Source organism: Coprococcus ammoniilyticus (genome assembly GCF_025567345.1).
Classification (GTDB): Bacteria; Bacillota; Clostridia; order Lachnospirales; family Lachnospiraceae; genus Coprococcus; species Coprococcus ammoniilyticus.
The window spans coordinates 311,320-323,609 of sequence record NZ_JAOQJS010000002.1 but is presented as its reverse complement, the minus strand read 5'-3'; the positions used below and the strand labels follow the sequence as shown (position 1 = coordinate 323,609).

Genomic DNA, 12,290 nt, shown 5'->3' with positions numbered 1-12,290 from the left:
AAGCAGATAACTGTATAAATAAATTATGTTATATACGACAGGCGCTGTGCCGGTCAGAACAAAATATATAAAGTGAGGATATTTAATATGAAGGTTTTAGTTATTAACTGTGGCAGTTCATCATTGAAGTATCAGTTGATCGATTCTGATACAGAAGAACTTCTTGCAAAGGGCTTATGTGAACGTATCGCTGTAGATGGAAGACTTACCCATACAACGACAGGAAAAGAGAAATATACAAAGGATCTTCCTATGCCGGATCATAATGCAGCAGTCAGTTATGTATTAGAAGCATTAACAGATAAAGAGACAGGTGCGATCACTGATCTGTCCGAGATCGATGCGGTAGGTCACAGAATCGTACATGGTGGTGAGAAATTTGCCAAGTCTGTTGTGATTACAGATGAAGTAATTGCTGCGATTGAAGAATGTAACGATCTTGCGCCATTACATAATCCGGCAAACCTGATCGGGATTCGTGCATGCCAGAAGCTGATGCCGGGTGTTCCGAATGTCGGTGTATTTGATACAGCGTTTCATCAGACAATGCCGGATAAAGCATATATCTATGGTATTCCTTATGAATATTATACAGACTATAAGATTAGAAGATATGGTTTCCACGGCACAAGCCACAGCTTTGTATCAAAGAGAACAGCAGAGCTTCTTGGAAAAAATATCGAAGATACAAAGATCATCGTATGTCATCTTGGCAATGGTTCCAGTATTACAGCGGTTAAGGGTGGAAAATCAGTAGATACAACCATGGGTCTGACACCGCTTGCAGGTGTGATCATGGGAACAAGATCCGGTGATATCGATCCTGCCATTATCGAATTCCTTGCAAACAAGACAGGAAAGAATATCGAAGAGATCAATACGATCTTAAATAAAAAGTCCGGTGTTTATGGTCTCTCCGGTGGATTCAGTGATTTCAGAGATCTCGGCAAGGGTATGGAAGAAGGAAATGACAGATGTCGTCTTGCACTTGATGTATTTGCATATGGTGTCAAGAAGTATATCGGTGCATATGCCGCAGCAATGGGTGGAGTAGATGCGATTGCATTTACAGCCGGTATCGGTGAGAATAATCCATATGTCAGAAACCTTGCAATGTCAGATATGGAATACATGGGTATCACGATCGATCAGGAAGCAAACAAGGTTATGGGAGATGAAAAGCTGATCTCCACACCGGATTCCAAGGTAAAGGTATTTGTAGTTCCTACAAATGAGGAGCTTGCGATTGCCAGAGAGACTGTTGCTTTAGTGTAACGAAAAAGAAAATATGGCAAAAAATATGTGATTTTATCGTTGACAAAGAGTATTCAAATATGTATAATAACCAATGTGCGATTTTTAGGAGATATTATGTTAATTGATTTATCAGAGATTTTATCGACAGAAGGACAGGTAAAAGACTACGATGTTATATCTGAATTGAAGGAATTTTCTTTCAACGGAAATGTATATGTAGTCGATAATGTAAAGGATTTTCATCTTACCGCCAGAAATGAAGGTAAGAGAAAAGCAAGTCTTAAGGGCGGCTGTGTTGTCACACTTAAGATGCTATGTGACCGTTGTCTGGATGAAATTACAGAGGATTTTGAAGTGGACATAGACGAGATGATCGATATGGCTATCTTTGAAACAGATAAAGTTGATGAGATCGAGGAATTAGATTATCTGGAAGATCACATTATTAATATGGACATGCTTTTACAGAAGGAACTAATGACTTTAGTCCCGATGCAGATATTATGCAAAGATGATTGCAAAGGTCTGTGCAAAGTGTGTGGAGCAAATCTGAATCATGAAACATGTGATTGTGATGATTTTGTTCCGGATCCAAGATTATCAGTTTTTGCAAACATCTTGAAAGGTTGAGGAGGTGTGATTAATGTCAATTTGTCCAAAGAATAAGAGTTCAAAGGCCAGAAGAGATAAGCGTAGAGCTAACTGGAAGATGACTGCTCCTGCATTAGTAAAGTGCAGCAAGTGTGGCGAATTAATGGTTCCACATAGAGTATGTAAGAATTGTGGTTCATACAACAAGAAAGAGATTATCTCAGTAGGTGAGTAATTATAAATAGAGCTTTCCGAGCGATCGGAAGGCTTTATTTTTTTGCACCGATATCCCCTGTTGACTTTAAGAAAGGCAAAATATATAATAGCTTTGTGCATTTATACGGTCAGAGCAGAGTCCTATTCTGACAAACCCTGGGGTTGGTCTGCGTAGGAGTCTGGACTCCGATTCGTATAATAAGAAATATGGAAATGCCGGAATAGTTCCGGTATAGAAAGGAAACAGGAATAAGATGAGCGAAGTAACAAGAGTAGTCGTAGATGCCATGGGTGGAGATTATGCACCGGAGTGGATCATAAGAGGTGCAGTAGAAGCAATCAATGAAGGCGCAAAGGCACAGATAATACTGGCCGGTAAAGAAGATGTAATAAAGAAGGAACTTGCAAAATATACTTACGATCAGTCAAAGATCGAGGTTGTAAATGCAACAGAGGAGATCACCTGTCATGAAGCCCCGGTACAGGCTGTCAGAAGCAAGAAGGATTCTTCACTGGTGGTTGGTCTGAATATGGTAAAGAACGGAGAAGCTGATGCGATTATTTCAGCCGGAAGCTCAGGTGCGATCCTTGCAGGTGGACAGTTGGTAGTCGGACGTTCCAAAGGTGTAAAGCGTTCACCACTTGCTCCATTACTTCCTACATCAAAGGGTTATTCCCTTCTGATCGACTGTGGAGCGAATGTCGATGCGAGACCGGAGCATCTGCTACAGTTTGCCAAGATGGGTTCTATCTATATGGAGAATATCGAGCATGTAAAGAATCCAAGAGTTGCAATCGTAAATATCGGCGATGAAGAAGAAAAGGGAAATGCTCTTGTAAAAGAGACATATCCATTATTAAAAGAATGTAAGGACATTAATTTTGTTGGAAGTATCGAGGCAAGAGAGATTCCAAATGGTGCAGCAGATGTCATTGTCTGTGAAGCATTTGTCGGAAATGTTATCTTAAAGTTGTATGAAGGTCTTGCAAAGATGCTTTTAGGTGAGATCAAGAATACGATCATGTCTTCATTTAAAACCAAGATCGGAGGACTTCTGATCAAGAGTTCATTGAATGGCTTGAAGGAACGTTTTAATGCGAAGAACAAAGGTGGTGCACCGTTGCTTGGCTTAAAGGGCCTTGTTGTAAAGATCCACGGTAATTCTCATAACGAAGAGGTTAAGAGCGCTATTTTCCAGTGTATTAATTTCAAGGAAAATGGTGTAAATGAAAAAATTGCCGAGAATATTGGAAAAGAAGTGGCGAAGTAATTATGAACACAGAACGATTTCATAATATAGAAGATATCATTGGGTATACCTTTCATGATCTGGAACTGCTTGTAACAGCGTTAACACATAAGTCCTATGCAAATGAGCGGAAGATCAATAAAGTAGAATCCTATGAACGATCGGAATTCCTTGGGGATGCAATCCTGGAATTCGTTGTAAGTGAATATCTTTATAAAAATTATCCGGATTACCCGGAAGGAAAATTAACAAAGCTCCGAGCAAGTCTGGTATGTGAATTTACCTTGTCTCAGATATCCAAGGAACTAAAGTTTGGACATTATGTTCTGTTAAGCAGGGGAGAAGATCTGACCGGAGGGAGAAATCGGAACTCGATCATGTGTGATCTGTTTGAGGCAGTTCTCGGTGCGATCTATCTGGATGGCGGCTTAGATGAGGCAAAGAAATTTGTCCACCGGTTTTTACTTGATGATGTTGAGACACATTCACTGTTTTATGATGCCAAGTCAACCTTGCAGGAGCTTGCGCAGAAAGAAGAAAAAACCCTTACTTATGCCTTGTTAGAGGAGAAGGGGCCGGATCATAATAAATCTTATGTATCCGAGGTGTGCATTAATGGGGAGCATGTTGCAACAGGTGAAGGAGCATCCAGAAAGGCTTCGGAACAGACGGCAGCATATAATGCACTGTTACAAATAAAGAAAAAGCAGGGTTAATATATGTATTTAAAAAGTATTGAAGTAAACGGCTTCAAATCATTTGCAAATAAAATCGTATTTAAATTCAATCATGGAATAACCTGTATCGTTGGACCGAATGGTTCGGGAAAGAGTAACGTAGCGGATGCTGTCCGCTGGGTGCTTGGTGAACAGAGTGCAAAGAGTCTCCGAGGCTCTAAGATGGAGGATGTAATCTTCTCCGGTACACAGCTTCGTAAGCCACAGGGTTCTGCTTATGTAGCGATCACGTTAGATAACAGTGATCATCATCTGCCGATTGATTATAATGAAGTAACGGTTGCCAGACGTGTGTATCGTTCGGGAGAAAGTGAATATCTTATTAATGGTACAGTCAGTCGTTTAAAGGATGTAAATTCGCTGTTCTTTGATACCGGTATCGGTAAAGAGGGATATTCCATTATCGGACAGGGTCAGATTGAGAAGATCTTAAATGGTAAACCGGAGGAACGACGGGAACTGTTCGATGAAGCGGCAGGAATCGTAAAATTTAAAAAGAACAAAGCGGCAGCCGAGAAATCATTAGAAGCAGAGCGTGACAATCTAAGTCGTGTCAATGATATTTTATATGAGTTGGAAAAGCAGGTCGGTCCATTACAGAAGCAGTCAGAAACAGCGAGAAAATATCTGTTGTTTAAGGACGAACTGAAGAAACTGGATATCAATGCTTTTTTCCTTGAAATGGAGCATTTAAAAGAGATTCTTGATAAAGATACAGAGAATCGGGAAATCTTAAATAATGATCTCACGCAGAATAAAGAAGAACTGGAGCATACAAAGGAAGAATATGAGCGTATCGAGCAGGCGTTAGAGGAGATCAATCAGGCAATCGATGCATCCAAGAATCAGGTGCATGAGCTCCGGTTAAAAAATGAACGTTTGGAAGGTGAGATCAACGTTATCAACCAGCAGATCTTGAACTCCCGACAGAATGATAAGAATATACAGGAACAGATCGACAGGATCAACCGTCAGCGGGAAACTGATCGGAAAGAGATGGAGAATTATCAAGGACAAAAGGATGCCCTTGGAGATCAGGTTTCAACCATTTCCGGTTCTCTGGATACTGCAAAAGGAGAAAGCAGCCGCTTGGATGCCTATATCCATGAATGTCAGGATAAGATCGAAGAATGTAAATCCGACATCATCGAATATATCCATGAGAGTGGAAATCTTCAGGCGAAGGTCGGAAGATATGATGCGATGCTTGAGAACATCAACTTCCGTAAGACCCAGTTAAACCAGAGATATCTGCAATTTAAAAGTGATGATAATAACGACCGGAAGGAACATGATGAGTTACAGGCAAAGCTATCTGTATTGGATCAGAATGTATCCGGCATTATCAAGGAACTCGAAACTGCAGAAAAGGATCTGGAAGAAAATCAGAACAGAAATAAAGTCAATCGTGAGCGGATACATAATACAAACGAAGAATTATCAGCGACCAGATCCAAGATGGAAGCACTCCGGAATATTACAGAACGCTATGATGGCTATGGCAACAGCATCCGTCGTGTTATGGAGCAGAAAAAGAACAATCCGGGCATTATTGGAGTTGTTGCTGATATAATCGATGTAGATAAGAAGTATGAGGTTGCTGTCGAGACTGCACTCGGCGGAAGCATTCAGAATATTGTTACGGAGGATGACAGCACGGCAAAGAAGATCATTCAGTTCTTAAAACAAAACAAATATGGTCGTGCAACTTTTCTTCCGTTAAATACGATCACAGACCGTGGACAGGTTCGAAATGAAGTTCTGTCAGAACAGGGCGTGATCGGTATCGCTTCTTCTCTGGTAAAGGCAGATGCAAAATTTGATCGACTCGTTAAGAATCTGCTTGGCAGGATTGTGGTTGTAGATAACATCGACCATGCACTTGCAGTTGCGAGAAAATACAATCAGTCTATGAGACTGGTTACGATCGAAGGTGAACTGATCAATCCGGGCGGATCAATGACAGGTGGTGCTTTCCGTAATTCCAGTAATCTTCTTGGACGAAAGAGAGAATTGGATGAGATCAGGGAAAAGATCGATGAGTTAAATCTGATCGCAAAGGATGCAGCCGGACTGGATGAAGAATTAAAAACGTCAAGAGATGCACTCCGCGCGCAGATTGAGAGCTTAAACACAAGACTTCAGCAGGCATATCTTGAGAAGAATACGTTGTCTTTAAATATGGAGCAGGTAGCATCCAAGCTTGCAGAGTCTGAGAAAGCATTTGCATCGATCCAGAAAGAGATCAATGAGTTGAACAGTCAGATAGCGGAGATCAATACAAATAAAGATCAGCTTGCTGATAATAATAAGAAGCATGAAGCTGCCAAGGTTCAGTGTGAAGAAATGATCAAGGAACTGGAAGCCAAGGCTATCGAAGCACAGAGCAAGCTTGCAGCGGCAAATACGAAGGTATCTGAATTACTGATCGAATATAACTCAGTCAAACAGAAGGATGACTTTATTCAGGAGAATATAAGACGTATCCGTCTGGATGATGAGAAATTACAGGAAGAACTGGCATCCTATATAACACAGGTACAGGCGACAGGCACAGATATCACGAAGTTAGAAGAACAGGCAGAGGCGATCCGTAAGACGATCGAGAAAGATTCCGATGAAGTATCTGATCAGGAAGAACAGCTTGCAGCATATCATAAAGAACGGGATGATATGACAGCCAGTCATAAAGAATTCTTTGCGATCCGGGAAGAATTATCCGAGAAGATCGCAGGTTTGGAAAAGGCAGTATTCAAGCTTGATTCAGCGATTGAGAAGAATACGGAGAAGTCGGATGAGCTGTCAAATTATATGTGGGCAGAATATGAATTGACATTAAATATGGCGGTAGAGTTCCGGGATGAGGAATTAAACGATCTTTCATCCTTAAAGAAAGAGATCACCGCAGTAAAAGCAAAGATCAAATCACTTGGTGATGTCAATGTCAATGCGATCGAGGACTATAAAGAAGTATCAGAACGATATGAGTTTTTAAAGGGACAGCATGATGATATCGTTCTTGCAGAGAAGAATCTGTTAGATGTGATCGAGAAATTGAATGTATCCATGCAGGAACAGTTCAATACGAAGTTCAAAGAGATCCAGGTTATGTTCGACAAGGTCTTTAAAGAGCTGTTCGGTGGTGGACGAGGTGCACTGGAACTGGTCGATGATACCAATCTGTTAGAGACCGGTATCCGTATCATTGCACAGCCGCCGGGAAAGAAATTACAGAACATGATGCAGCTTTCCGGTGGTGAAAAGTCATTGACTGCGATTGCACTGTTATTTGCGATCCAGAGTCTGAAACCATCACCATTCTGTTTGCTGGACGAGATCGAAGCAGCATTGGATGATTCAAATGTAAGACGATTTGCACAGTATCTGAACCGATTGACAAAGGACACACAGTTTATTGTCATTTCACATAGAAAGGGAACCATGGAAGCAGCCGATATCCTGTATGGTATTACGATGCAGGAAAAGGGGGTATCCACTCTGGTATCCGTAAATCTGATCGAGAACGATCTGGACAAATAAGGAGGTATAAGCTATGGCTGAGGAAAAGAAGGGATTTTTCAAACGATTAAAAGAAGGACTCAGTAAGACAAGAAATAGTATCGTAGACAGTTTTTCTTCCGTGTTTGGAGCATCCCATATTGATGATGATTTTTATGAAGAACTGGAAGAGACATTCATCATGGCTGATATGGGATATGAGACAACGGAAAAGGTGATCGAGAACCTGAAAGAACGTGTCAAGGAGGCCAGGATCAAAGAACCTGCGGCATGCAAGGAACTGATCATCAATATCATAAGAGATCAGATGATGGTGGATGAAAGTGCATATGATTTTGAAAAGAAAAAATCAGTTATACTTGTGATCGGTGTAAATGGTGTCGGTAAGACAACTACGATCGGTAAGCTGGCAGCCCAGTATAAGAAGAGCGGTAAAAAGGTTCTGATCGCAGCCGCTGATACATTCCGTGCAGCCGCGATCGATCAGTTAAAGACCTGGGCGGATCGTGCAGGTGTAGAGATGATCTCTCATAATGAGGGCGCAGATCCTGCGGCAGTTGTATACGATGCGGTATCTGCTGCAAAGGCAAGAAATACCGATATTTTATTGATCGATACAGCCGGAAGACTTCATAATAAAAAGAACCTGATGGATGAGCTGGCTAAGATGCGCCGCATCATTTCCAGAGATTATCCGGATGCAAATGTAGAATCCCTGATCGTGTTAGATGGAACGACCGGACAGAATGCATTAGAGCAGGCAAGACAGTTCAGCAATGTAACGGAGATTGATGGTATCGTGATCACAAAGTTAGACGGTACAGCCAAGGGTGGTATCGCGATTGCAATTCAGGCAGAATTGAATGTTCCGGTTAAATTTATCGGAATCGGTGAGAAGATTGACGACTTACAGCGTTTTGATCCGTCCGCATATGTGGAAGCACTGTTCTCAGGCTTTGACGAAGACCGAAGCGAGATTGACATTCTTATGGATGAAGCTGATCTATAATTATGAAAATCGTGCAGTTTATTCTAGTAACTGTTTGAAAATAAAAAAGTAATGACAATGGTGGATAATAACTGTCTGAATATGAAATACAGAAAAAGGAGACTGACAATGGCAGAAGAACTTACATTAGAAAAATTTGAAGAGGCATATAATATAATTAAAAAAGTTGTTTTACCAACAAAGCTGGTAGAGAGCGAATATTACAGCAACCTGACAGGGAATAAAGTATTTTTTAAACCGGAAAATATGCAGCTTACCGGAGCGTATAAGATCCGTGGAGCATATTATAAGATCAGTACATTGACAGACGAAGAAAGACAGAAAGGTCTGATCACTGCATCAGCCGGAAATCATGCACAGGGTGTTGCATATGCAGCAAAAGCATATGGGGTAAAAGCAACGATCGTTATGCCATCGTCAACTCCTCTGATCAAAGTAAACCGCACCAAATCATATGGTGCAGAGGTTATCTTATATGGAGATGTATACGACGAATCCTGCGCATATGCATTAGAGCTTGCAGAAGATAAGGGTTATACCTTTATTCATCCATTCGATGATCTGGATGTTGCAACCGGACAGGGCTCTGTCGCAATGGAAATCATTAAGGAGCTTCCGTTTGTAGATTATATTCTTGTTCCGATCGGTGGTGGCGGACTGGCTACCGGTGTATCTACACTGGCCAAGATGATGAATCCGAATATCAAAGTGATCGGTGTAGAACCCGCAGGCGCAAATTGTATGCAGGTTTCTTTGAAGAATAAGAAAGTAACGACACTTCCAATGGTAGACACGATCGCAGATGGTACAGCAGTTAAGACTCCGGGATCAAAGATCTTCCCATACATTCAGAAGAATCTGGACGGTATCATCACAGTAGAAGACAATGAACTGATCGTCTGCTTCCTTGATATGCTGGAAAATCATAAGATGCTGGTTGAAAATTCCGGTCTGCTTACTGTTGCAGCCTTAAAGCATCTGAATGTGAAGGGACAGAAGGTTGTCAGCATCTTAAGTGGCGGTAATATGGATATGATCACATTTGCATCCTTAGTACAGCACGGACTGATTGCCAGAAGCCGTATCTTCACAGTTTCAACCTTGCTTCCGGATAAGCCGGGCGCATTGATGAATATTTCCAAGATTATTGCAGATTTACAGGGAAATATCATCAAACTGGAGCATAACCAGTTTGTATCGATCAACCGTAATTCGGCAGTTGAACTTGTGATCACACTGGAAGCATTTGGTCCGGAACATAAGCAGCTGATCATTAATACGCTCGCAGAACATGGTTACAGACCAAAGGAAAAAATGACAACAGGAATTTATAATTAATGATAAATGTAACTGTAAACGGAACAGAACAGATCAAATGTAATAAAGGAGATAATCTGTATCAGGTACTGACTGCGGCAGGATATGTCTTTGCAGGAAACTGCGGCATGAAAGGACGCTGTAACCGGTGTCTGGTATGGAATCAGGATACTGGCAGTTTTGTAAAAAGCTGCCAGTACATTGTAGATAGGGATATCTCGATACGGCTGGAGGAAGAACAGCTTACCGGTATTACAGGGCATAAGATGAATCTGCCAACCGAACAGAGAAAGAAGCCTGTTACTTCCGCATATGGCATTGCCATTGACATCGGTACGACTACGATCGGTATGGAGCTTGTGGATCTGAACGAGAAAGCGGTTAAATGCTCATTCAGTACGCTTAACTCACAGATCGCGACAGGTGCTGATGTCGTAGCGAGGATTCAAGCGGCAGATACAAAGGAAGGTCTGGAGCATCTGAGGTCACTTTTGTTTTCGGATATTCAAAAGGGTGTTGACCATATGCTTATAAATACGCCGGAAGCTGTAGATCATATCCGCAGATATGTTCTGGCAGGAAATGCAACGATGCTTTCGATCGCAGAAGGGCTTACGACAGAGAATCTGTTTGGATATCCGTTTACACTTAAGAATTCGGATATCCGGGTGATAGAACAGAATGACTTTATCGCTTCTCCATCTTTTGAGAATGCGGCTTCGGATGTTATCTGTCTGCCGAATATTGCGGCATTTTCCGGCGCAGATATTGCAGCAGGCGCAGTTGCCGCAGAGATTGATCGAGATTTCTCATATCGTATGCTGATCGATCTTGGAACAAACGGGGAGATCATTCTCTGTAATAAGGAATACGGAGTGGCGACCTCTGCTGCCTGTGGTTCAGCGTTTGAAGGATGTTTTCGTACAGCAAATGTATTCGGTTCGAATATATTTGACATGCTGGCATTATTGTTAAAACGGGGACAGATGGATGCGGAAGGAGTGCTTGCGGAACCGTATTTTGAATCCGGTATCTCGATGGGAAGCAACATGAAGATTGATATGGAGACGATTCGGGCATTTCAGCTTGGAAAATCAGCAATCCTTTCAGGAATCATGATGCTTGTAAGAGAGATCGGTATTGAGCTTTCCGATATTGCTGAAGTCTGTATTGCAGGAGGCTTTGGATTCCATCTAAATCTGACAAATGCAGTAACACTGGGACTATTCCCGCAGAGCTTTCAGGGGAAAATGAAGGTTCTTGGCAATACTTCACTTGAGGGCGCATATTTGTCCTTGATTGAACCGGGTTTTATTGATACAATAAACAGGTTTAAAGAGAAGATCCGGTATGTGGATCTGAGTAATCGTTCGGATTTTAATACAATATATATCGAGCATCTGCCGTTTCGGACATATTAGACCGGAATAAGTATGAAAGATAGAGTAAGCTGATATTCAGGAAGCTTTTTCATACATTTTGGAGATGCAGAGTTGAGGCGTAGAATATGGAATTACTGAGTATTGCCAGTGGTAGCAGTGGAAATTGCTATTATGTAGGCAATGAAGAGACACATCTGCTTGTAGATGCAGGCGTAAGTGGTAAGAAAATTGAAACAGCGTTAAATGAGATCGACCGAAAACCTTCTGATTTGAATGGAATTCTTGTAACACATGAGCATATTGATCATGTGAAAGGGCTTGGTGTTATGGCGAGAAAGCATGGCATACCGATCTATACAACAGGGGGAACAATCTCTGAGATTAAGAAAATGTCATCCGTTGGAACGATTGATGACAGCTTGTTCCATGAGATCGAACCGGATGAACCATTCTTTATCAACGATCTGTCGATCGATGCATCAGCGATTTGGCACGATGCCGCTGATCCGGTATGTTACAGTATCAGTGACGGAAAAAGTAAGTTTTCCATTGCAACGGATATGGGGAATTTTGATGACTATGTTGTAAATAAATTAAAGAATTCCGATATTATGGTGATCGAAGCAAATCATGATATACGGATGCTTCAGGCGGGACCATATCCATATTATCTGAAGCAACGTATTCTGGGAAACCGTGGACATTTGTCCAACGAGCGTTCCGGGCAGTTAATAAAAGCATTGTTAAACAGCCATATCAAAGCAATCCTGCTTGGACACCTGAGTAAGGAAAATAATTTTGAAGAGCTTGCATATGAAACGGTAAAGCTTGAGCTTTCAGATAATGAATATGCATCGGATGTCAGGGAATTCGGTCTTGAGGTAGCGAGACGCGACCGGCCCGGTGCTTTGCTCACAGTCGGGAATTAATGATGATGAACCGTTCATCAGTTATAAAAATACTATTTGAAGAAGATTCTTTTGCATATCAAAAGAATTTATTATAAAACCAA

At 41.5% G+C, this 12,290-nt stretch carries 10 protein-coding genes; all 10 read left to right on the top strand.

Annotated features, from left to right (window positions below; translation table 11 throughout):
- The first annotated feature begins 87 nt into the window (after nt 1–87).
- The 10 genes from OCV60_RS03950 (at nt 88) to OCV60_RS03905 (ending at nt 12,207) form a co-directional block, all read left to right on the top strand.
- Nucleotides 88–1,275: an acetate/propionate family kinase gene (locus tag OCV60_RS03950; RefSeq protein ID WP_117807541.1), complete on the top strand. Its 1,188-nt coding sequence runs from the start codon at nt 88–90 to the stop codon at nt 1,273–1,275.
- Between the two features lie 96 nt (nt 1,276–1,371).
- The gene (locus tag OCV60_RS03945; protein WP_021943906.1) at nt 1,372–1,887 is read left to right on the top strand and encodes a DUF177 domain-containing protein; all 516 of its coding nucleotides are present in this window, start codon (nt 1,372–1,374) and stop codon (nt 1,885–1,887) included.
- Nucleotides 1,888–1,900: 13 nt separating this feature from the next.
- Nucleotides 1,901–2,083: a 50S ribosomal protein L32 gene (rpmF, locus tag OCV60_RS03940; RefSeq protein WP_008400890.1), complete on the top strand. Its 183-nt coding sequence runs from the start codon at nt 1,901–1,903 to the stop codon at nt 2,081–2,083.
- Between the two features lie 235 nt (nt 2,084–2,318).
- Nucleotides 2,319–3,335, top strand: coding sequence for a phosphate acyltransferase PlsX (gene plsX / locus OCV60_RS03935; RefSeq protein ID WP_262529390.1), 1,017 nt, complete (start codon nt 2,319–2,321; stop codon nt 3,333–3,335).
- Nucleotides 3,336–3,337: 2 nt separating this feature from the next.
- A complete protein-coding gene (gene rnc, locus OCV60_RS03930; RefSeq protein ID WP_021943904.1) occupies nt 3,338–4,030 on the top strand; it encodes a ribonuclease III in 693 nt (230 codons plus the stop codon).
- Nucleotides 4,031–4,033: 3 nt separating this feature from the next.
- Nucleotides 4,034–7,591, top strand: a complete 3,558-nt coding sequence (smc, locus tag OCV60_RS03925) for a chromosome segregation protein SMC (RefSeq protein WP_262529387.1) — start codon at nt 4,034–4,036, stop codon at nt 7,589–7,591.
- A 13-nt stretch (nt 7,592–7,604) separates the two neighbouring features.
- A complete protein-coding gene (gene ftsY / locus OCV60_RS03920; protein WP_118674572.1) occupies nt 7,605–8,579 on the top strand; it encodes a signal recognition particle-docking protein FtsY in 975 nt (324 codons plus the stop codon).
- 108 nt (nt 8,580–8,687) lie between these two features.
- A complete protein-coding gene (ilvA, locus tag OCV60_RS03915) occupies nt 8,688–9,917 on the top strand; it encodes a threonine ammonia-lyase (protein ID WP_021943901.1) in 1,230 nt (409 codons plus the stop codon).
- The gene (locus tag OCV60_RS03910; protein ID WP_262529381.1) at nt 9,917–11,317 is read left to right on the top strand and encodes an ASKHA domain-containing protein; all 1,401 of its coding nucleotides are present in this window, start codon (nt 9,917–9,919) and stop codon (nt 11,315–11,317) included. The genes ilvA and OCV60_RS03910 overlap by 1 nt, the downstream gene beginning before the upstream one ends.
- Nucleotides 11,318–11,403: 86 nt before the next feature.
- Nucleotides 11,404–12,207 carry an MBL fold metallo-hydrolase gene (locus tag OCV60_RS03905; protein WP_262529379.1) on the top strand — a complete coding sequence of 268 codons (804 nt, stop codon included), beginning with the start codon at nt 11,404–11,406 and terminating at the stop codon, nt 12,205–12,207.
- Nucleotides 12,208–12,290 lie beyond the last annotated feature (83 nt).

What these genes read in the sequence shown, in the direction of transcription:
- OCV60_RS03945 (WP_021943906.1), top strand. Translation starts at nt 1,372, where the DNA reads ATGTTAATTGATTTATCAGAGATTTTATCGACAGAAGGACAGGTAAAA.
- smc (WP_262529387.1), top strand. Translation starts at nt 4,034, where the DNA reads ATGTATTTAAAAAGTATTGAAGTAAACGGCTTCAAATCATTTGCAAAT.
- rpmF (WP_008400890.1), top strand. Translation starts at nt 1,901, where the DNA reads ATGTCAATTTGTCCAAAGAATAAGAGTTCAAAGGCCAGAAGAGATAAG.
- plsX (WP_262529390.1), top strand. Translation starts at nt 2,319, where the DNA reads ATGAGCGAAGTAACAAGAGTAGTCGTAGATGCCATGGGTGGAGATTAT.
- OCV60_RS03950 (WP_117807541.1), top strand. Translation starts at nt 88, where the DNA reads ATGAAGGTTTTAGTTATTAACTGTGGCAGTTCATCATTGAAGTATCAG.
- OCV60_RS03910 (WP_262529381.1), top strand. Translation starts at nt 9,917, where the DNA reads ATGATAAATGTAACTGTAAACGGAACAGAACAGATCAAATGTAATAAA.
- OCV60_RS03905 (WP_262529379.1), top strand. Translation starts at nt 11,404, where the DNA reads ATGGAATTACTGAGTATTGCCAGTGGTAGCAGTGGAAATTGCTATTAT.
- ilvA (WP_021943901.1), top strand. Translation starts at nt 8,688, where the DNA reads ATGGCAGAAGAACTTACATTAGAAAAATTTGAAGAGGCATATAATATA.
- rnc (WP_021943904.1), top strand. Translation starts at nt 3,338, where the DNA reads ATGAACACAGAACGATTTCATAATATAGAAGATATCATTGGGTATACC.
- ftsY (WP_118674572.1), top strand. Translation starts at nt 7,605, where the DNA reads ATGGCTGAGGAAAAGAAGGGATTTTTCAAACGATTAAAAGAAGGACTC.